Source organism: bacterium, assembly GCA_021372515.1.
Classification (GTDB): Bacteria; Gemmatimonadota; Glassbacteria; order GWA2-58-10; family GWA2-58-10; genus JAJFUG01.
In genome coordinates this window covers 1-21,493 of sequence record JAJFUG010000033.1, presented here as the reverse complement: position 1 = coordinate 21,493, position 21,493 = coordinate 1, and the positions used below count along the sequence as shown (strand labels likewise).

Annotated in this window: 14 protein-coding genes; 4 read left to right on the top strand and 10 right to left on the bottom strand. The window is 63.1% G+C overall.

Annotated features, from left to right (window positions below; genetic code table 11):
* Positions 1 to 27: 27 nt before the first annotated feature.
* Positions 28 to 1,236: a PorV/PorQ family protein gene (locus LLH00_03145; GenBank protein MCE5270258.1), complete on the top strand. Its 1,209-nt coding sequence runs from the start codon at positions 28 to 30 to the stop codon at positions 1,234 to 1,236.
* Positions 1,237 to 1,676: 440 nt separating this feature from the next.
* Here LLH00_03145 and LLH00_03140 read toward each other — a convergent pair whose 3' ends face one another.
* The 3 genes from LLH00_03140 to LLH00_03130 all read right to left on the bottom strand — a co-directional run bounded on the left by LLH00_03140 (position 1,677) and on the right by LLH00_03130 (position 9,068).
* Positions 1,677 to 5,060 (bottom strand): T9SS type A sorting domain-containing protein, encoded by a 3,384-nt coding sequence (locus LLH00_03140; protein ID MCE5270257.1) that lies wholly within the window; start codon positions 5,058 to 5,060, stop codon positions 1,677 to 1,679.
* Positions 5,061 to 5,246: 186 nt separating this feature from the next.
* Complete coding sequence (locus LLH00_03135; GenBank protein ID MCE5270256.1) at positions 5,247 to 8,075, bottom strand: TonB-dependent receptor; 2,829 nt, start codon at positions 8,073 to 8,075, stop codon at positions 5,247 to 5,249.
* 306 nt (positions 8,076 to 8,381) lie between these two features.
* The gene (locus tag LLH00_03130) at positions 8,382 to 9,068 is read right to left on the bottom strand and encodes a response regulator transcription factor (GenBank protein MCE5270255.1); all 687 of its coding nucleotides are present in this window, start codon (positions 9,066 to 9,068) and stop codon (positions 8,382 to 8,384) included.
* Between the two features lie 312 nt (positions 9,069 to 9,380).
* On the opposite strand from LLH00_03130, the gene LLH00_03125 reads away from it, so the two are divergent.
* Positions 9,381 to 10,790, top strand: coding sequence for a polysaccharide biosynthesis C-terminal domain-containing protein (locus LLH00_03125; protein MCE5270254.1), 1,410 nt, complete (start codon positions 9,381 to 9,383; stop codon positions 10,788 to 10,790).
* Complete coding sequence (locus tag LLH00_03120) at positions 10,787 to 11,569, top strand: class I SAM-dependent methyltransferase (GenBank protein MCE5270253.1); 783 nt, start codon at positions 10,787 to 10,789, stop codon at positions 11,567 to 11,569. Before LLH00_03125 ends, LLH00_03120 begins: the two co-directional genes overlap by 4 nt.
* A gap of 3 nt (positions 11,570 to 11,572) precedes the next feature.
* Here the strand turns inward: LLH00_03120 and LLH00_03115 are convergent, their stop codons facing one another.
* The 7 genes from LLH00_03115 to LLH00_03085 all read right to left on the bottom strand — a co-directional run bounded on the left by LLH00_03115 (position 11,573) and on the right by LLH00_03085 (position 19,819).
* On the bottom strand, positions 11,573 to 11,779 hold the full coding sequence (locus LLH00_03115; protein MCE5270252.1) for a hypothetical protein: 207 nt from the start codon (positions 11,777 to 11,779) through the stop codon (positions 11,573 to 11,575).
* Positions 11,780 to 11,788: 9 nt separating this feature from the next.
* Positions 11,789 to 12,166: a hypothetical protein gene (locus LLH00_03110; GenBank protein ID MCE5270251.1), complete on the bottom strand. Its 378-nt coding sequence runs from the start codon at positions 12,164 to 12,166 to the stop codon at positions 11,789 to 11,791.
* A 256-nt stretch (positions 12,167 to 12,422) separates the two neighbouring features.
* Entirely contained in the window at positions 12,423 to 16,022 is a 3,600-nt protein-coding gene (locus LLH00_03105) for a carboxypeptidase regulatory-like domain-containing protein (protein ID MCE5270250.1), read from the bottom strand.
* A 179-nt stretch (positions 16,023 to 16,201) separates the two neighbouring features.
* On the bottom strand, positions 16,202 to 16,753 hold the full coding sequence (locus LLH00_03100) for a hypothetical protein (GenBank protein ID MCE5270249.1): 552 nt from the start codon (positions 16,751 to 16,753) through the stop codon (positions 16,202 to 16,204).
* Positions 16,754 to 16,960: 207 nt separating this feature from the next.
* Positions 16,961 to 18,082 (bottom strand): hypothetical protein, encoded by a 1,122-nt coding sequence (locus LLH00_03095; protein MCE5270248.1) that lies wholly within the window; start codon positions 18,080 to 18,082, stop codon positions 16,961 to 16,963.
* Complete coding sequence (locus LLH00_03090) at positions 18,079 to 19,197, bottom strand: hypothetical protein (GenBank protein MCE5270247.1); 1,119 nt, start codon at positions 19,195 to 19,197, stop codon at positions 18,079 to 18,081. The genes LLH00_03095 and LLH00_03090 overlap by 4 nt, the downstream gene beginning before the upstream one ends.
* Positions 19,198 to 19,543: 346 nt before the next feature.
* Positions 19,544 to 19,819, bottom strand: coding sequence for an Lrp/AsnC ligand binding domain-containing protein (locus LLH00_03085; protein MCE5270246.1), 276 nt, complete (start codon positions 19,817 to 19,819; stop codon positions 19,544 to 19,546).
* A gap of 255 nt (positions 19,820 to 20,074) precedes the next feature.
* Here LLH00_03085 and LLH00_03080 point away from each other — a divergent pair.
* On the top strand, positions 20,075 to 21,493 hold a 1,419-nt coding region (locus LLH00_03080; protein ID MCE5270245.1), incomplete at its 3' end, for a hypothetical protein.

The window sequence follows — 21,493 nt, the reverse complement described above, 5'->3', positions numbered from 1 at the left end:
TCCCGGACGCATGTACGGAGGCTTCATATGTTGAAAAAAATGGCTTATGCCATCTTCACCGCCGTAGTGGCCCTGGCGTTCGTTGCGCTTCCGCTGTTCGCGCAGGGCATCGAGCGCAAGGAATACACCGGCTTGGACAAGTATCCCAGCCAGGGTCGTCCAAGCGGCTCCTCATTCGTCGGCATCCGCGCCGCCGAATTTCTGACCATCCCGGTCGGGGCCCGCGCCATCGGTATGGGCGGCGCCTATTCCGCAGTGGCGGATGATATCACCTCGATCTGGTGGAACCCGGCCGGTCTGGGATTCATGCAGAATCGGGAAGTCATGTTCAACGTGGTCGATTACACTCTCGACCTGACTTACAACTACGCCGCCGCCGCAGTGCCGGTCATGGACAACCGGATGACAGTGGGTTTCTTCTTCGGCTATCTGGATATCCCGGATGAGGAAATCACCACCATCACCAGTCCGAACGGCACGGGCAGCTTCTACAACGCCTATGATTTCCAGATGGGCGGCGCGCTGGCCTACAACCTTTCCGACCGTTTCACCGCCGGCGTCAACCTGAAGTATATCCACCAGGATTTCTTTCAGGACATCTCCGGCAACGCGTTCGGCATCGATGCAGGCGCGATTTACCACACCGAGCTGATGGACCGCGAGATCCGCTTCTCGTTCGCCATCCAGAACCTCGGCACCAACATCACCATGCGCGGCGACAAGCTGCGCGCCTCACTGCCGCCGCAGAGCATGACCGGCGGCATTCCCGATGGCTATGGGGACTATTCGACCGACCCGTTCGCCATGGTGAACCGCTCCACCCGTGATGCCTATTTCCTGACCCACACCTACCGCCTGCCGACCGTGGTCAAGATCGCGCTGGCCTACAACATCTACACGAGCGAGAAGGCCAACTGGCTGGCCGCCGGCGAAATCTGGCGTAACAGCAACATCCCGATCAGCTACACTGCCGGCACCGAGCTGAACTACAACTTCACCCCCTTCCTGAGCGGCGCTCTGCGCATGGGTTGGGAAGTGAAGACCGACGAACTGACCGACAAGACCGACGAGATGGGCCTCGCCTACTACGGCGACGATCCCACCATGCGCGGGTTCAGCTTCGGCGGCGGGTTCAAGCAGACTTTCGGCGGCCGGAACATCGGATTCAACTACGCTTACAAGAACAAAGGCCGCCTTACCGCGGACAACTTCTTCACCATCAGCGTAGGCTTCTGATCCGGGCCTGACACAGAAGGCCCTCCCCCATGAGGGGGAGGGCCTTTTTTTCCCTTGGCTCTCCACGCTGTTTTCAGCCAGTCACTCCCGTCGACCGCCCAGCCCGCAGGAACCATCCTCCACAACATGCCGCCCCGGTGGCTGTTCCCGCCCCCCCCAGCGCCTAATCCCCGGGGGGTTAGCAAGGGGCCCCTCCTCCCGGCGCCAGTCCACGGGCATGGCCGGCCGCGCGCCGCCTGGATCTGTAACCGTGGAGAGGCCGCCACACCGTACAAAGCCGTCCCCCCGCCCATCCACACCCTCGCCCCCTGCCAGCCGTCTGACCGAGGAACCTGCACCACCCCCATAAAAACCGGTCCCCGCCTGCGAGCGCGGGGACCGGTCCGGGGTGATCCGTGAAACCAGTATTTTACTGCGGATGGAGGAGAGCTCTGCGTGCCCTATCTCAGGAGAACCATCTTTCTGGTCATCACGAAATCACCGGCCTGCATGCGATAGAAGTAGACACCGCTGGCCACGGCCTGGCCGCGGTTGTCGTTGCCGTCCCAGAAAACCTGGTAGGCGCCCGGGGTGCGCACCTCATCGATCAGGGTGCGCACTGTGCTGCCGCGCAGGTCGTACACTTTCAGGCTCACCTTGCCGTTGGAGCCCTCGGGCACCGCGAACGAGATCGTGGTGGAGGGGTTGAACGGGTTGGGCGAGTTCTGGGCCAGGGAGAAAGCCTTGGGCAGCGAGGCCGGAGCGCCGGCGCCGTACATGGCCACGTGGAACTCGGCTTCCTGCTCCTCGGTCAGGCCCATGACCTGTATCTGGGTTTCGAGGAACCTGACCTCGTCCTCGCTCAGCCTGGGCGCGGACACAGCCGAAGCGCCGGCGATCATGCCGCCGTCGACCGAGGCCAGCAGTACAGTGGAACCGGAGCAGTTGCCGTTGCGTATATCGAGCAGCAGGTCCACGGCGTCGTTGATCATGTAGTGGCCGTCATGGTTCCAGTCCAGGCGCGAGTCGGTGGGATTGCTGCGGCTGAGCAGCAGCATGAAGATCACGTCCGACACGTCGTTCTTGCTGTCCAGGTTGAAATCGCAGTTCTTCTTGCCTGTGGTGTCCTGATGCGTGGTATCCTGGTAGACCGTGTGGCTCAGGAAACCGGCCTTGTCCAGGAAAGTCCAGCCCAGGGCCCAGTCATCGGTGGCGTTGAACGCACCCTTGTAGGTGACCTGCGTATAGAACCCGTCGCTCGGGACTGCGGCGCCGACGCTCAGGGCCGGGCTGCCGAACTCCACGCGCGGGTCCAGCTTGCCGTCGTTGGTGCGGCTGATCCCGCGCAGCTTGGGATTGACGATGTCGTTGTGATTGGCGGCATCGCTCATATAGGTCACGACATAGGCGCTGGTCGTGGCCCCGTTCAGCACCAGGTCGGTCCAGGTGCTGCCCGCGCCGTAACCGTAGAATAGGTTGTTGGTCAGGGTCAGGTCGCCGACTTCCAGGCGGTGACGGCTGTCCTCGCCGCTGGTCAGGTCCTCGACGTCGATCGCCTTGTTGTTGAAATCCGTGAACACGCTGTTCATGTAGCGGCCACCGGCGTTGTCACGGAAGATGAAGGTCAGGTCGTTCTCGACATTGGCCGTGCCCACTCCGGCGCCAATGTAGGTGGAATTGTAGTGCACCGGGATCGACAGCGGAAGCCCGTCCTCCGGAACCGTGCCGCCGTCATGCTCGCCGCCGCGGTTGCCGATGCCGTTCTGGTCGCTCTGGATCGCGAACCAGAACTGGCTCTTGCCGTTGAAGCCTTCATCCGTGTCAAAGCTGTCGTCGCCGTTGAAAGCGCTGATCAGGTACTTGGTGTTCACCGTGCCGCCGAACCATTCGTAACCGTCATCGGCGTTGTTGAACACCTCGATGTGGTCGATCGTGGTGCCGTCGCCCACCGCGCCGAAAGTCAGTCCGTTGATCTCGTTGCCCGCGCCGATGTCCGTGCCGCCGTAGCGCAGCGAGCAGTACTGCATGATACCGCTGTTGTCATGGTCATCCGTGCCGCCGTAAGCGCCGCGCGGCTCAGTGTCGGGGATACCCTCGATGTTGCCGGTGCCCTTGGCCGTGTTGATGCGGGCCTTGCCCAGCAGGATCACGCCGCCCCAGAGGCCACGGGCGTCCAGCGGAAGGTCGTCGACCTCATCCACATTGTCCGACTCGGCGGTGAAGATGATCGGCTTGACCGCCGTGCCCTGAGCGTAAATTTTGCCGCCGCGGGCCACGATCAGAGCGCTGGCGTTCACACCCTGACCGGGCTTGCCCTTGATCACCGTGCCGGGCTGGATGGTCAGGACCTCGCCGTCCTCGACGAACACGAAGCCGTTCAGTGCATAAATCGTGTCAGCATAGAAAGTGGTGTTCCTGGTGATGTCCTTGTCCGCCACGACCTTGACCGGCTTGCCGGACTCGACCGGGGTGGCCAGGTAACCGGCCTGATCCAGGAACGTCCAGCCCCGCAGCCAGTTGTCACCGGCATCCGGACCGAACGCACCCTTGTAGCTCACCTGGGTGTAGAACCCGTCGCTCGGGACCGTGGCGCCGGCTGTCAACGCCGGGCTGCCCGACTTGGGCCGCGGGTCGAGCATGCCGTTGCTGGTGCGGCTGATCCCATGAAGCATCGGATCGCTGATGCTGTTGTGGTTGGCCGCGTCGCTCAGGTAGGTCACGACATAGGCGTTCGTCGTGGTCCCGTTGTGCACCAGCTTGTCCCAGGTGCTGCCCGCGCCGTAACCGTAGAATAGATTGTTGGTCAGGGTAAGGTCGCCCAGTTCCAGGCGGTGACGGCTGTCCTCGCCGCTGGTCAGGTCCTCGACATCTATCGCTTCATTGTTGAAATCCGTGAATACGCTGTTCATGTAGCGGCCGCCGGCGTTGTCACGGAAGATGAAGGTCAGGTCGTTCTCGACATTGGCCGTGCCCACTCCGGCGCCGATGTAGGTGCAGTTGTAGTGCACCGGGATCGACAGCGGAAGCCCGTCCTCCGGAACCGTGCCGCCGTCATGCTCGCCGCCGCGGTTGCCGATGCCGTTCTGGTCGCTCTGGATCGCGAACCAGAACTGGCTCTTGCCGTTGAAGCCCTCGTCCGTGTCAAAGCTGTCGTCGCCGTTGAAAGCGCTGACCAGGTACTTGGTGTTCACCGTGCCGCCGAACCACTCGTAGCCGTCATCGGCGTTGTTGAACACCTCGATGTGGTCGACCACGGTGCTGTCGCCCACCGCGCCGAAAGTCAGGCCGTTGATCTCGTTGCCCGCGCCGATGTCAGTGCCGCCGTAGCGCAGGGAGAGGTACTGGTACACACCGCTGTTGTCATGGTCGTTGCTGCCGCCGTAGGCGCCGCGGGGCTCGGTGTCGGGAATACCCTCGATGTTGCCGGTGCCCTTGGCCGTGTTGATACGGGCCTTGCCCAGCAGGATCAGGCCGCCCCAGAGGCCGCGGCTGTCGCTTGGTAAATCGTTCGGGTTATCCACATCGTCGGATTCAGCGGTGAAAATGATCGGCTGGCTGGAGGAGCCGCGGGCGTAGATCCTGCCGCCGCGGGCCACGATCAGAGCGCTGGCGTTCACGCCCTGGCCGGGCTTGCCCTTGATCACCGTTCCGGCCTGTATGTTCAGGACCTCGCCGTCCTCGACGAACACGAAGCCGTTGAGCACGTAAACCGTATCCTTGGACCAGGTCGTGTTGCCAACTATGTCGGCATCGGTGATCTGTCTGACCGGCCGGCTGCCCTGGGCGAACACCGTGAGCGGCGCCAGCGCCATAAAGAGCATGAGTAACAGACTTTTTCTCAACATGAATCCATCCTGTCTAATGGTTAAAGCCTTGCTGTTACCCTTCCGGGAAGGATAACCTCGTTAAGGAACAGACACGGACGTTCCCTACATGCAGCGCCCTCCTCGATTTCTGCCGGCGGGGCCGGACCCTCCGGTCCCACCGGTCTTTGGGGTGACACTCAACAACGGATTGAAGTCCCGATCTGTCTATTTCAGGCTGTAATTGACTCCAAGGGAGAACACACGTCCCAGGCGGTATTCCTGTTCCACGTAGTCTTTCGACTTGAAGTGCTGCACCTTGCGTATCCGGGAATCCAGAAGGTTGTGCGCTCCGAACTTGAGGCTGTAGCCGTGCCAGACTTTCTGGGTCAGGGTGAAATCGAGCATGGAGGCGGGCTGCTCGAAGACATTTGGGGTGCCGCCCAGGCTCACCTCGCTCATCCGCTCGCCGATGACATTGTAAGTAAGCGAGGCCAGGGAGCCGCGCTCCGGGTTGTCGTAGCTCAGGTCCAGGTTCAGCACGTAGGGCGGCTGGCCCTGGAGCTGGCGCTTGCCGGAGGCGTATGGGTTGAGCGAGCGGATGACCTCCAGCTCATCCGGGGCGATATTGACCGCGGAGTGAGTGAAAGTCAGGTTGGCGCCGACACTGTAGCGGCCGAGCAGCTCGTTGAGGCGCATCAGGCGCAGGCGGCCCTCCAGCTCCAGGCCGTAGACCCTGGCGCGATCCACGTTCTGGTACTGCACCTCGCCGTTGATCGTCTTGATCACGCGCTCGATGGGGTTGCTGAAATCCTTGTAGAAGCCGCTGACCGCCAGGACCTCACCCGATCCGTAGAACCACTCCCAGCGCAGGTCGTAGTTGTCGATCAGGGTGCGCTCGAGATTCTGGTTGCCGATGAAGAAGACATCGCCCACGAAATCGAACGAGGCGTAAGGCGCCATTTCGCGGAAATTCGGCCGGGCCAGGGTGCGGCCATAGGCGGCGCGGAAATTGACGTCATCGCGCAGCAGGTAGATCATGTTGATCGAGGGCAGCAGGTCATCCTTGTCGATCCGGCCGCGGGCCAGGGTGCTGTCGTGGCTGATCACGTCCATGCGGGTGGCCTCCATGCGCGCCCCGCCGATCAGTTGCCAGCGCTTGGACAGCGGCAGCTCGACCATGGCGAACCCGGCGTAGATGTCCTGTTTGCCGTCATAATTGCCCCGATCCTCCGAGGCGTCCTGGATGTACTGGCCGAAACGGTAGCGGCCGTTGACCGAGTCGACTATTCCGAGGTACTGCGGCTGGTAGAACGACAGCGGGTCGCCGTCGTACTGGGCGTACGAGGTCTGGGCGTACTCGAAGCGGCGCTCGCGGAAATCGCGGTCGGTGGTGTTCCAGGCCCCGCCGAACTTGAAGCGGCTCGCCAGCCCTTCCCACTGCTTGAACGGCAGGCTGAACTGCAAGTCCAGGTTATTGTTGTCCTCGTTCAGGTCACGATAATAACGGGTCGGATAGGGGTAGATCGACTTACGGATGCTGTAGACCGTGTCCACGACGCCGGAACGCTCGCGCATGGTGTAGTTGTCGGTGAAGAACCGCAGGTCCGGCTCCTGCTGATAGGTGGTGTTGCGCGCGGCGGTCCACTCGAAATGAAGGTTATGCAGGGGCTCGAAATCGTGCTCGCCGCGCAGCTGCATGGAATTGAGCGAGCGCTCGGTGTAGCCCAGGGAACGGGTCTCGTACACCGCATCCCCGGTCAGGTCGCGCGGCAGGCTGCCGTACTGGTAGCGGGCGATGCTCTCGCCGCTGTGGTTGTACATCAGGTTGAAACCGATCACGTTGTTTTCGTCGAGCTTATAGGACAGATTGGCCAGCCCGCCCCAGAGCACCTTGTCCGAGGCCCGCGTGTCCTGGAGAAGGTAGTCGTTGTTCAGGTCGTCGGTCTGGTCCACGTTGCCGGTGAGCTGCCAGCGCCCGACCTGCCCTTTGTCGTAGAACGAGGCGCTGCGGCTGTAGGTCAGCGTGCCCAGCAGGCCCAGCTCGCGCCCGCCCAGCATCACCTTGTCGCCGGAGGACATCGACCAGTTGTAGTTCATCGGGCCGGTCCCGGTGGTCGGGGCCATAATCGGGCTGAAAGAGCGGGTCAGGGCGTCCAGCTCGTGGGCCTTGGCCTGATCGGAATAGGTGGAGCCGATGTCCGGCATTTTGAAAGTCGGGTCGGAGAAAGCCGCGGGCAGCGCCCGGGAGCCGTCATCGATTCCCAGCCAGTCGGTCTTGCCACCCTTGTAGGTGAGGAAACCGCTCTTGCCGGTCACCTGGGGGTTGTACGAGGAGGAGGCGCTGTAGTTGAAAGTGAATTCCTGCGGGAAGCGCTTGGTCCAGATGTCCACGCTGCCGCCGGAGAAATTACCCGGACGGTCGGGGGTGAAGGTTTTCACCGTGACGATGCGGTCGAGCAGGTTGGAGGGGAACAGGTCCATCTGGACCGCCCGGCGGTAGGGGTCCGGGCTGGGCAACTCGGAGCCGTTGAGCTGGGTGGTGCTGTAGCGCTCGCCCAGGCCGCGCACGTACACGTACTTGCCGTCAACAACCGAGGCGCCGGTCATCTTGCTCACCGCGTCCGCCGCATTTGAGCTGCCGGTGCGGGAAATTGTCTCGCTGCCGATCCCATCCTGAATGGCCACGGCGCTGCGGCGCTGGGCCAGGATCTGATCCTCCTGTTTCTCGGCCTCGGCCACACCCTCCACCACGAAGCCCTCCATCTGGATGACCTCGGGCTGGAGTTTCAGCTCGACCGTGCTCTCGCGACCCGCCGCGACAGTGAGCGGCTGCTCGAGCTGCGAGTAGCCGACCAGGGTCACGGTCAGGGTGTAGCTGCCGGGCTCGAGAACGGTGAACGAGAATTCGCCGCGGGTGTTGGTCAGCCCGCCCCACCGGGTGCCCTTGAGGTAGACCGAGGCCGCCACCACGGGCTTGCCGCTCTCGACATCCATGACCGTGCCGCGGACTTTTACTGTCTTGGCCTGGGCCAGCTCGGCGCTTTGCGCCGACAAGGGAGCCACAGTTCCGTAAACAGCCACAAGTAAACAAATAAGCGCCAGGCGCAGTGTTCTCACAATCCTTCCATCCATCGGTACGGCTCTCCTTTTTGGTGCGGGTTGACAGCACGCAGAGAAAGTCAGGGTACGCAGATAACTGTCAATTTAAGCCGGTGCGGATAGATGGAAATTTGCTGAAAATGAGATTTGCGTTAGCGGGGTCGGCAGCGCGAGGGCCAGGCGGAACTCAAGCGCAAGAAATAAATTACCGGCGGAAGAATTGCTCTCCCGCCGGTAAGGTCTATCGGGATTCAAGCGGAATCAGTCCTTGAAACGGTATCCCACCCCGCGCACGGTGCGGATATACTTGCCCGCGGGCCCCAGTTTCTTGCGTAGCGAGGCGATCTGGAAATCGATCGAACGCTCGGTCACGGGGTAGTCGTAGCCGTGCACGCCCTCGACGATCTGGTTGCGGGTGAAGACCCAGCCCGGGCGGCGGGCCAGGAAATGCAGGACCCGGAACTCGGTCGAGGTCAGCTCCACCTGCGAGTTCTCGGCCAGCACCTCGTGACGGCCGGGATTGATCACCAGGTCGTGTAGCTGGATCGTGGAGGTCTCGTCGGTCTGCTCCTTGGATTTGCGGCGCAGCACCGCGCGCACCCGGGCGATCAGCACCCGCGGGCTGAACGGCTTGGTGATGTAGTCATCCGCGCCCAGCTCCAGCCCGGCCACGATGTCGCTGTCCTCGCTCTTGGCGGTCAGCATCACAATCGGGATGTGCGAGGTCTTGGGGTCGCGCTTGATCATCTTGCAGACCTCCATCCCGTCCAGGCCCGGCAGCATCAGGTCCAGGATCACCAGGTCGGGTAGCTTGGTCACGATCAGGCGCAGCGCCTCCTCGCCCGTGACCGCCCCATCCACCGTGTAGCCCTCCTCGCTCAGGTTGTAGCGCAGGAGTTCCAGGATGTCCTCATCGTCTTCGACCAGCAGAACGTGTTTTCTCGCCATAGTTGTCCGCCATTGTTGATGGTTTGATCTACGGCTCAAAAAATAACTCCGGTTTGTTAGCGTTGTGTTAGAAAATCGGTAGAGATACGGCAGAATGGGCCCGCTGCCGGCCTTTTTGTTCATGTTTCTCTAACATTATGCTAACATTTCGGCCCGCGCGGTACAGGCCGGTCCCGGGATGCAGGACTGTGAGCGAGATTGACTTTCCCCCCGCGCGGAGTTTAATTATGACCGCATGAGACCTGCCACCGGAGAGCCGATGTTCGCCCCGCGGAAAAGCCACCTCGCGCTGATCCTCGGCCAGGGCTGGCCTTGCGACGCCGAGAGGCTTTCAAGCCGGAGCGACTGGAGGATAGAGCGACGAACGCATTTCTGGAGGAATCCCTGCGCCGCCTGCGCGGATCCGGGACCGGGGCGCTGCTGGCGCGCGGCTCGCTGGCCGCGTTCACGGTCAAATCGGCCGGGATAGGGCTGGCGCTGCTGCCGCAACTGATCCTGACCCGCCTGATGGGCGCCTCGCGCTACGGAGTGTATGTGGTGGCGCTCAACTGGGTCTGGGTGCTGGTGGTGTTCGGCAAGCTCGGCCAGGACACGAGCCGGGTGCGGTTTTTGTCCTCCTGCCAGTCCCTGGGCGACTGGGGCGCTTTCCGCGGGCTGCTGCGCTGGAGCGCGGCCACGGTGCTGGCGGTGAGCTGCCTGCTCGGCCTCGGACTGGCGCTCACTGTCCAGATCGCCGGGGCGCGTATCCCGGAGGAACTGGGCCGGGCGCTGCTGGCTGGGGGCGCGCTCCTGCCGGTGCTGACCCTGACCGCCCTGAACGCCTCGGCCCTGCAGGCGGTTAAAAAAGTGGCGGCCTCGGACACTCCCCGCCTGGCCGGGCACGGGGCCCTGGCCCTGCTGGCCGCCGGGGCGATATTCGCACCGGGGTTCGATTTCTCACCGGCCGCGGTTATGGGCCTCACTTTCGCGTCCAATTTTCTGGCTCTGGGACTGGGACTGGTGCTGCTGCGGCGCAGTCTGCCGTCACAGGCGCTGAGCGCCGCCCCGGTCTACCATCCCCACGCCTGGCTCGGCCTGGGGCTGGCCATGCTGGCGGTAAACGGCCAGTTCCTGATCCTCAACCGTATCGATATCCTGATGCTCAAGTTCTTCGTGCCGGACGCCACGGTGGGGGTGTACGGGATCGCGGTGCGCCTGGCCGCGGCGGTGCCGTTCGGGCTGGATGCGATCAGCATGATCGCGGCTCCGCTGGTGGCTCAGCTCTATGCCGAAAAACGCACGGTGGAGCTTAGACGGGTGGTGCACCTGGCGGTGAGCTGGTCGGCCCTGCTGTCGTCCGCGATCTTTCTGGCTCTTGTAATCGGAGGAAAAATCTGGCTGGGGGTGTTCGGGCCCGAGTTCCCGGGCGGGTATGTTCCTCTGGTCATACTCTGCACCGGGCAACTGTTCAACGCCCTGACCGGACCCTCCGGGCTCCTGCTGACCATGACCGGACTCGAGCGCAAGCTGGCCGTGCTTATCGGGCTGGCCCTGCCGGCCAATGCGCTGCTCAACTGGCTGCTCATCCCGCCGCTGGGCGCGGCAGGGGCCGCTCTCGCCACCTGCACGGTCACAGTGGGCTGGAACACGGTGGCGGTTATCCTTATCCGGCGCAAACTGCGTTTGTGGTGCGTGTTCGGCCTGAGCGGCAGAACGCCGCGGGAAGCGGAGAACGGAATATGAGCCTGGACAAGCAGTCCCTGGCCGCACCCCGGTTCTGGGAGAACCTCTGGGAGCAGGCCCCGGTCCGCTCCCTGCCGTTCAATCCGCAAAGGGGGGCCTTCGGACAAATCCACGCCCGGCTGCAAAAGTATCTACCTCGAGATGCGGAGATGTCCCTGCTGGAGGTGGGCTGCTATCCGGGGCGTTTCATGTGGTATTTCAACCGCTATTTCGGCTACCGGGTGGAAGGGATCGAGTATATCGGCTGGTGCTGCGACAAAACCAGAGAGCTGCTGATAAGCACCGGAGTGGAGGCCACAGTGCGCCAGTGTGATTTGCTGGCCTGGGAGCCGACAGAACAGGAACGCTGGGACGTGGTGGCGAGCATCGGCTTCGTGGAGCACTTCGAGGACTGCACCACGGTCGTGGCCCGCCACGCCCACCTTTTGAAGCCCGGTGGGTTCCTGGTGCTCGAGATCCCGAACCACACCGGCTTGTATGGAAAGCTCCTCCACTGGATGGCTCCCGCGGCTTGGAGCGTGCATAATCGCATGGGGCTGGAACAGCTCGAGGCGGCGGTTCGCTCGGTGGGAGGCCTGGAGATACTGACCGCAACCAGTTGTGGGAAATTCAGCCTCGGACATGTGGGCTTTCTCGAACGCAGCCGTCGCGCCGGCCGTCCGATCCATCTGGCGGCCCGTGTGCTGAAACGGGCCTTGGAGCTCTTGCTGCGGGTCGTCCCGGAAAAGCTCAGCCTGAACTCCTATTTCCTGGTGGTCGCGCGTAAAACCCGGGATTGAGCCTCAAAGACGCTGGAACGGGCTGGGCAGACGCAGGGCCAACTCGAGGACAGCCAGGGCCAGCACCACGCCGACTATGGCGGTCAGGGCGCTGTCCCCGAACCCCGGCTCCCCGTCCGCACCGAGGGCCGCCCCGGCCAGCGCGCCGATCAGGGCCGCCACGAGCCGGATCAGACGTCCGGACCAGACCCCCACCTTCACTTTTTGCATCGGTTCACCTCATCGAACATTGATTTGCACCCGGCACCAGGCGCAATCTCCATCCGGGGAGGGAGCGACCTCCAGCCAATACTGGCCGCTCTCAAGTTCCAGCAGTTCGCCCTGCACGTCAAAAGTGCAATTGCAGCGGCAGGGCTGATTAACGTGGGGGGTCTCGACTACGCGCAGAATAGAGCCGTACTTGCACAACTGGAGCGAAACGCTGTCCAGGCAGCAGTTGAACAAAGCGCCCCGGTGGGTGAACCGGACCTTTCCCTCCTGAACGCTCACCGACAGCTCGTCCTCACGTCCCTCCGCCGCCAGGTCCGTCACCTCGCGACGGCACTCGCTCAGTCCGCTCAGGGCCACGCTGGACTTGCTGCCGCTGTCCAAAGGCAAAGTGGTTTCGCTGTCCTTACAGCCATAAACAAGGAGAGTCAGGAAAAGCAACGCACCTAAAAGGAATACCCTCGGAATGTGCATCCGTTCCTCTATAATTCAGTTTATCGATGCCAGAAGATTTTAATCTCGGGGGGCGGACCGGCAAGCTGGGCAGCGGGGGCGGAAAAATCATTGCGGCCGCCCGGGGCGTGGCCGACGCCCCGGGGCAGCCGCTAAAGCCGGGATCCCCCCTCGTCTCCCGGGCTTTATTCCTTTATTTCAGCAGCACCATCTTGCGGGTGCGGTTGAACGAAGCGGTTTCCATGCGGTAGAAATAGACTCCCGAGCTGAGCGCGCGTCCCGAATCCTCACGCCCGTTCCACTGCACCGTATGGCTGCCCGCGGTCTCCTCACGGTTGACCAGCGTGGCCACCACCCGGCCGCGGATGTCGAACACCTTGATCTGCACATGTCCGGCCTGGGGGAGGTCGTACTGGATCGTGGTGGACGGGTTGAACGGATTGGGGTAGTTCTGCGACATCTCGAAAGCCTTGGGCAGAGCCGGGCCGGTGGTCTCGGAGTCATCCAGCAGGCCCTCGCCCAGACGGAAATTGAGCGCCCTGTCCGCGGTGATATCCATATCCGGGATCACCTGCAGCTCGTTGCCGTCCTCCACCTTGTCGATCACCACCTCGTAGCGGCCGGAGGGCAGCATGAACTCGTAACGTCCATCCGTGTTGGTCCAGGTGCTGGCGTTGAGGCCGGTAGTTGGATCGTAGGCGCTGACCAGCACACTGTCGGCCGGGTGGCCGTCCGGGTACTCGACACTGCCGGAGACCTTGATCTCGGCCAGGTCGAACACCAGCTCCAGCTTGGTGTCGCTGGTCATGTCGACGCCCGCGAGGAACAGGCTGGCGTACTCGTAGCTGGGCCAGGCGTACAGGTCGTACACTCCCGGCTTGACCGTCATCTCCCAGTAGCCGTTCTCATCAGTGTTGGCATAGTACGGATCGACTCTGTAGATCGGCATGATCAGCGGATCATCGCCCTGCGTGGTGTCGGCGGAAATAATGTCCGCCGTGTCTTCCTCACCGGCCAACCTGGTCTCGTAGGGCATGGGCAGGATATGATAGAGCGTGTCGGCATCGTCGGAGCCCACCGGGATGGCGTGGATCGTCACCTTCGGCACGGGCTTTCCGTCGCGGTCGAGCGCCCGTCCACCCACCCAGATACCGCGGCTGAGAGTCAGGTCGAAGCTGCAGTCTGTGTCCACCATCAGGCTGTAGACACTGCTGTCCGGGAAATACCCGGCCACCGGCTCGACATTGATCCCGTAAGGTCCGGGCATCAACCGCACGGCGTAGTTGCCGTCGATGTCGGTCCAGGTAGAGGCGCCCTCGGCGCGGATACCCTTGCTGTAGAAGCTGATATAGCAGCTCTCCAGCCCCTTGCCTCCGGGCGAGGTGATCCGGCCGCTCACCAGATAACCGCTCTGCAGTGTGAAAGTCATCTCACGGTCGGTCGAGAGGTCCACACTCCCGACCGTCTGGCTCGGATAGCCCTCCCTATCCGCGCGACCCTGAAACTGGATGCTGTAAGCGGCCGGCATCACCTGCACATTGAAAGACCCGTCTTCCTCGGTGTAAACCCAGTAGCTGTAATAAGGCTGCGGCTCATCCGGCTTGATCGGGTTGCCGTACTCGTCGTAGATCGTTTCGCCGCCGGAATACATGTAGAACCCGTCATAACTGAGTGGAGTGCCGTTGTCCAGGACCACCCGGCCCTTGAACGTCACGCCGTAGTCCATCACCACCGCGGGAACTTCCACCTGGTCGCCGGCGGCTACGGTGTAGCTGCCGCCCTTGAGGTACTGGGAGGGGAAATTCCAGGGGGCGACGAACTCGATCACCCAGGTGCCGGCGGTGACCGCTATCTGCCAGCGCCCGTCCTCACCGGTGTACACGTTCCGGCTGGTGACGGCCGGCATCTCACGTTTTTCCGGATCGGTCCTTTCTCTCAGGATCGCGGTGTCGCCGTCTTCATACTTGAAGACCTCGCCGCTGCTGTTGCTCCAGGAATCGTACCAGACGTTGACCTGGGCGTTGGGCACGGGATTGCCGCGGTTGTCGCGCACAATGCCGCTCAGCACCGCACCGGCCTGCAGGGTGAAATCCTTCACCTGGTCGGCGTTCACCGTGAAATCGGGCAAGCCCTGCGGCGGGACCGGGGAATCGATGGAAGGGGTGATGACAACCGTGTAATCGCCGTCGACCAGGGCCGTGGAATAGGCGCCGGTCTCATCGGTCACGACACAGCGGCTGACATTGTAGCCCTGGAAATTGAGCTGGGCGTAAGCCATGCCAGCGCCGTTCGGATCCAGGACCCGGCCGCTGATCCGGTTGCCGGTGTCGATGATGATATCGTAGCGCAGGTCGCTCTGGACGGACAGGCCCTGGGTGACCGGCTGATCCGGATACTCCCAACTGGTGTAGACATACAGGTTGAACATGCCGGGGAACACCGCCACCGAGAACTCGCCGTTGGAATCGGCGCTGGCCCAGCGGTACTGTCCGCCACTATCGTCGCTCAGGCTGAAACTGCCCCAAGGCACGGGCCCGCCGCGGTCCTCGACCATGCGGCCGGAGAAAATCACACCGCTCTTCAGGCTCACATCGACCTTGGCCCCGGATGGGCCGACTGTCAAGCTCTGGCTGATCTGGTCCGCGGGATAGCGGCTGCCAGCCGGACTCTCGACCGAAACCGAGTAGTCGCCCTCGGGCAGGTTGAGCGCGAACGACCCGTCCGCTCCGCTCTCCACGCGACTGCCGTTGTAGTAGTCGTTCGACCAGAACGCGAGGTTGGCCCCGGCCACCGCCTGGCCGGTGTCATCGGTAAGCTGGCCGCTGACCGGGCGCACGGACAGGGTCTTCAGGGTCACGCGGTAGCCGACCGGCTGCGTGGCGTCCACCAGCGCGGACTCCTGTTTGACGTCATCCAGACGGTAGTAAAAGATGTGCCCGGGATGGGTGAGGATCACCACGTGGTAGGTGCCGCTCAGATCCAGGCTCTTGCCGATCAAGTTGCCGCCGCCCCAGTACGGGGGCATGAAGCGGCTGTCCGAACTCACGGAGTTTCTTTCCAGGTAATACAGGCCGTTGGTGACCTGGTTGCTGTCGGGGTCGAACAGCATCATGGTGACCCAGCCGTTCTCCCCGGTGGGATTGGCTTCCAGGCGGATATAATCGCCGGCCTGGGCCTCGAAGCTGAACACGTCCACATCCGTTTCCGGCACCCCGTCGCCCTCCAGGGCGTTGCCGTAGCCGATGGCCTGGGCCGAGGTCCATTCATCGTTGGGCTCGGCCTCGTGAACCGGGGTGAAATCCCCCGGGTCCTCGTTCTGCAGGCGCACCGCGGCCAGGCTCGTGCCGGAGCTTGGGGCGCTCAGACGGTTGAGGGTCTGCAACAGCGGCAGATCCCGGCTGTCCGGGCTCACCCCGGAGGTCATCAGATGACGGGCCAGGCTTGTGGCCAGCGCCTGGCGGGTGGCGGCGTCCGGAGCTACGAACACCTGTTTGGGCTCCGCCTTTTCCTTCCCTTCGGTCCCGGCCTGTAATTTGGCCTTGACCCGCTGGTCCGCCGCTTTCTTGGCCGCAGCCAAACCGCTCGACGGCGCCGCGTACCTGATCTGCGGGGCGGACTGTCCGAGCTTTCCCTGCCGGGCCAGACGCAGCAGATTCAGATGCGCGGGCGAGGCGGTAGGATTGGCTTTCGCTGCACCCTCAGCGGCAAGCGGCTGCGCAGACCAGCTCAGCGTCAGTATCAGCAGCGCCGATACTATCGCTGTAACCGGCAGCTTCACAACGTCCCTTCTCATCTGCCACTTCTCCTTTCGGTCCTTCCACAAAAATGTGGTGGTTGGGATTGCCAAAGAGGGGGTATTGGACTGGTTTGAAGTTGATGATAAGGCCAAGCATCTCTGTCTCCAGGTCATTCCGGTTTCTCACAGGTGTTGTCAGTGGCACTTCCGGAGTTGTTCCGCTATCCGCAGGCCGTCTATCGGCCAAGCCGTAGCTCGCGTCCGAGGTCCTCGCCGTTCGGGTCGAGCAGACTGGCGTCCTGCGGTTCACGCCACATCGAGCCATCCAGCAGCTCGGTGGCCACCAGCGGCAGGCCGCCGTTCTCGATCGTGCGCAGACGGGAAATCATTCCGGAAATCTCGTTCTCCAGATTGTAGACCGCCAGGAAGTACTCCTGCGAGTTCGTGGTCATGTAGTTGTTCCCGCCCTCGCGGACCTGGTACGGGGGCGGGTTGTCCATCAGGTTCTTCAGCTCGGTGTTCCGGCTCTGGATCTGCCCGCGCAGGCTTTCGGCGCGCTGCGTGTCGCCGCTGACCGTCTCAACCCGGCCGTAGAGATGGTTGTCGAACAGGTCGATCTCGGCAATGAACTCCCCCATCGAACGGGTCAGCCCATTCCGGCTGTCGGCTTGCGCCGGACGGCTTTCCCGCGCCGCGGCGGCTGCCGGTGCGGGTTCAGCCCCGCGCAGGCTCACCGCCAGACCGACCAGCAGCAGGAGCACTCCCAGCAGATAGTTTCTGATTGTCATAAACATGGCACCCTCCGTTGACCCGAGGAAAAGGCAAATTGCATTCCAGAGTGGGCCGACGTGTGGCATTTCGCTGTATTTGATTATTTTTCAAAATGTTTCGACACATCACAACCGGATCGTACGCGCGGGCCGGGGCCGCGGGAGGGCCGCGCTGCGGAGTGAAACCTCAGTTTTCTGAGAGGAACGCTTGAAAAACTGAAAACCTCAGAAGCGCCAGGTGAGGGCGCAGTCCATGAGGTTCTTGCGGAAATCCAGATCACGCAGGCTGGACTGGTTGCGGTACAGGCTCCAGGTGAGGGAGGCCTCGAGCACGCGGCCCAGGGGCCGTGAAAGCTTGATCACCGCGCCGTTGTTGTCGTTCTCCTCGGTGATCACCTCGGTCAGGATCGGCAGGCTGGTGCGGTCGGAGTAGCGGCGCAGCTCGAAGAACAGGTAGGCGTTCAGGTAGGCCTCGCCGGGCAGGCGGCGGCCGAGCAGGAAACTGAACCGGTTGTTCCAGTAGGAGAAGCCGAAATTGTTGGAGTCGTTGCGCTGCAGGGTGTAGGTGCCGTTGACCAGCCAGGCGCTTCCATAGGAGAGGGTCAGGTCGAGTTGGTGCAGGTTGTCACGCTGCTTGAAGTCCAGCACCTCCAGGCCGCCATCCTCGCCGGGACGGGAGACCGGGCGTTCGCAGAGGCGGCGCGTGTAGCCGTATTCCAGGGCCCCGGCCAGGCGCGGCCCCAGGCGGCGGGTCAGGCGCAGGCGCGGGCCGAACGAGTTGTAGTCGAAAGTCTTGAACGACTCGAAGTTGAAGAACGACTGCCGCCAGTACACCGAAAGCTGGCCCAGAGAGCCGGCCCGGCGCCGCAGGTAGAGCTGACCCTGGCCCCGGACATAGCCCTCCTCGCTCAGCAGGTCGAGCTGGTTCTTGCGGTATACGTTGCGCAGCTTGAGCTCGCCCGAGGCCCCCAGCACCGAGCTGCCGGCGCGGCGTTCGGTCTCGGCGGCGAAACGCTGCACCAGGACATCCCCGGCGGTCAGGCTGTCGGAGCTGCTCAAACGGTGGTGTGCCTTGTATCCGAGTTGAAGGTCGAAACGGGAGGCCGAGACGGCCGAATTGATACGGGCGGAGGAAAAGAGGCTGAGCGTACCGGCCCCCCCGGCGGTGCGGCCCGACGGGTCCTCGAGCACGTTGTCATCGTACTCCCAGCCCGTGGTCAGGCGGCTTTCCAGGGAAGCGGCCGAAACCTGCGAGAAGCCATACAGAATTATTATCGTTGCACAGCAGAATGCATGAGCACATCGCCGGCAAACGGTTGAGGGGGTGGTCTCTATGACTAAAGTCACTTCCGGCCGGCTCCCTCCCTGTCTGCACCCAGTTTTCCGGCCTGGCTGCGCAGGCTCTTCTCGAGCTGCTGCAGGCGGCCCAGCTCACGCTCCAGCGAATCACGACGCGTGCTCAGGCGGGTCAGCACGGCCTCGATCTGATCGGGGGAAAGAGATTCGAGGTCGAGGTTCAGCAGGTGTTCACGATCCGGATCGAACAGCTCACGGTCCAGCACGGACGCACCGGCGGTCTCGGAAGTTATGGACCCCGGGCTGGTGGAAATTTCACCTCTCATCCCGAAATCGCCGTCACCATAACCCGATTCACCCCGGTCCGGCCCCACGGCGTTGGCGTCCACTGTTTTCCCGTCGTCCGGGGGGACATCCGCCGCAGCCACGCCGCCGCGCGCGTCCGTGCGCCTCAGGGTGAGGCCCTCGTCGAACAGGGCCATCTCCTGGGCGAACTCGCCGGTGCGGCGCCGCACCGCGTTTTCGTCCTTCACCCGCTCCATCTCCGTGCGCAGGATATCCAAGCCGCGCCTGACACGGGCCGCCAGATCGGCGGCGAAATCGGCCTTGTCGCGCACCTGGTCCGGGCTGTCATCCGGCTCCACGCGCAACGCGGCGCTCAGGTCGGGAAGAGGGTTGTCGGCGCGGACAGCACCTGTCCCGGCGGCCAGGGACTCGCGCTCACGGCGCAGGATCACTATCTGGCCGCGGCTGTCCGGCTGACGGCCCAGGCTTTCGATCCGCTCGCCGAGGCCCCGCCGGAGCGCCTCGCGGGCCGTCCCGGTCCGACGTTCCAATGCGCTCAGTCTCACATTCAGACGGTCCAGGCTGTCGGCCAGGGACTTGCCCGCACGCAGGCTCTCGCCCAGACGGTACTGCTCCACCGGCGAGAACATGTCCTGCGCCACACCCTGTTTCAGGCGCGCCACCTCGGCCGAGACCCGCTCCAGCCGCGCCGAAAGCGAATCGCGGCGGGCGCGCTGAGCGGCCAGGCTGTCTGCAGCCGCGGAATAGCCGCGACGCAGGGCCTCCAGATCGGAGCCGCCGCCGGCGGCGCTCAACGGGGCAATCTGCACGCCGAGAACAGCCAGCAGGACCGTCAGACCGTATGTTGCACCCAGTTTCATCGTCGCTCCGGTTCGATTCCAAGTCCTTCGGAATGCTCCGAATTTACATTTGGCAAAACACGTGCCCGCTTTTCCGTCCCCGCCGCCCTTAACGCAGGAGCACTCCCTGCAATGAGTTACAACCAGTGGCCCGGTTTTGCTCTCCACGCAAGCCACGCTTGCGTTGCCCTGAGGCTTTCGCGGCCCTCAGAAATTCGAGGGTTCTCTCACCCGCGCTCACCCCACCCGCTGGCATCCGCCGCTCGGGCTTGACAAATTCCGCCTCCGCCGGTTAAGGTTCTTCAGAACACTTCGCCAAGCAGCCGAATACCGCCGGCAGCCGCGAAACCGTCAACCCGGAGGGATCTCACATGCCTATGGAAAACATGCGCTCCAGGTCGTGTCGCGAGTACACCTTGAACGCGATCATGGTTTCCGAGTGCAGAATTCCATCCACCTTGAGCATCTTGTCGGTCACGATATCGGCCAACTGCTCGTTGTCCCGGGCCCGGATTATCGCCACCAGGTCGTAGTGCCCTCCGACCGAGAACACCTCGGTGATGCCCTCGATCTGGGTGACTTTCTCGGCCGCCGCGTTTATTTTATCGCGCTCCAGGTTCATAAGGACTATTCCGGTGACCATTGTCCCGCCTCCCGCAACAGGTTTAGACAGCCTCCGGGTTGCGGGGGTCCGCTGCCCGGCGCTCTTGCTCAGTTGCCAGGATGATAATAAGCTCTTATCCGGCCAGGCGCAAGCCGATAAACGCTCTCCTGGCCCTTGCCAGGGGCGGCGGTCGCCGCTAACTTGTCAAGCCGGTCGGCAAAGGCCGTAAACAGATCACGAAAACCAAACGCCATTCATTCAGTGGCCGCCATTCTGCAGCGAAAGGAACACCCGATGCGCATCGCCGAAGGCAAGTACGGCTATTTCGACGAACAGGCCCGCGAGTACGTCATCACCCGGCCCGACACGCCCCAGCCCTGGTACAACTACCTGATCAACGACCAGGACTACTGCGCCCTGATCAGCCACACCGGGGGCGGCCCCAGCTACCACCGCAGCGCCAAGTTCAGACGCCTCTTGCGCTACCGCTTCAACGGCGTCCCCGCCGACCGTCCGGGACGCTACCTCTACCTGCGCGACATGGAGGACGGCGACTACTGGTCGGCCACCTGGGCCCCGGTGCTCAAGCCCCTGGAGAGTTTCAGCTACCGCTGCCGGGTGGGACTGAACGTCCAGACTATAGAGAGCGAATACCACGGGATCGCATCGAGCATCACCTATTTCGTGCCGCCGCAGCATCCGGCCGAGGTCTGGCTGGTCGAGCTGGAGAACCGTGGCGCCGCGCCGCGACGGATCAACACCTACTCCTACGCCGAGTTCAATTTCTGGGGCGCGATGCGCGACCTGCTCAACCTGGACAACTGCCCCAAGTGCGCCCGCTATTACCATAAGGACGGCGTGATAGTGCACGACAGCTACAACGACGTGGGCACGGGGCTGGATGACATGCACTGGGTCAAGCATTTCGCCGGGTTCACCTCCAGCGAAAAGCCGGTGGGGTTCAACACCGAGCGCCAGCAGTTCCTGGGCGGGATCTACCGCAGCGAGGCCAACCCGCTGGTGGTCGAGACCGGGCAGGACACCAACTTCGAAGGCGTGGGCGACTACCCGATCTGCGGGCTGACCCACGCCTGGAACCTCGCGCCGGGCCGGAAAGTGAAATTCGCGTTCGTGCTGGCCATGGGTGACAGCCTGGAGGAGATGTACTCGCACCTGGAACTGGCCCACAGCCTGGAGACTATCGAGCACGCCCTGGCCGGGGTGCGCTCCGCCTGGAACGGCCGTCTGGGCGCCCTGCACGCGGTCACCCCAGCGGTGCAGGATTTCGATCCCTGCGTGAACACCTGGAACCAGTACAACAGCTACATGACCGCCCAGCTTTCGCGCTCGATATCGAGCTATGAGTGGGGCGCGGGACGCGGGCTGGGGTTCCGCGACACCCTGCAGGACACGATGGGCGCGGCGCACATCGACCCGCGACTGGCCCGCACGCGCCTGCTCCAGATGGCGAACTGCGTGTACAGCGACGGGATCGCGCTGCATAACTATTTCCCGCTCACTCGTTCGGGGGACGGGAAAGATTTCTACGACGACCACCTCTGGCTGCCCTATGCCGTGTGCCACTACATCAAGGAGACAGGGGATTTACAGATCCTTAAGGAACAGGTCGCGTTCTGGGACACCGGTGAGAAGCAGAGCCTGCTGGAACGTCTGGCCCTCTGCCTGGACACCACCTGGCGTCTGCGCGGCGAG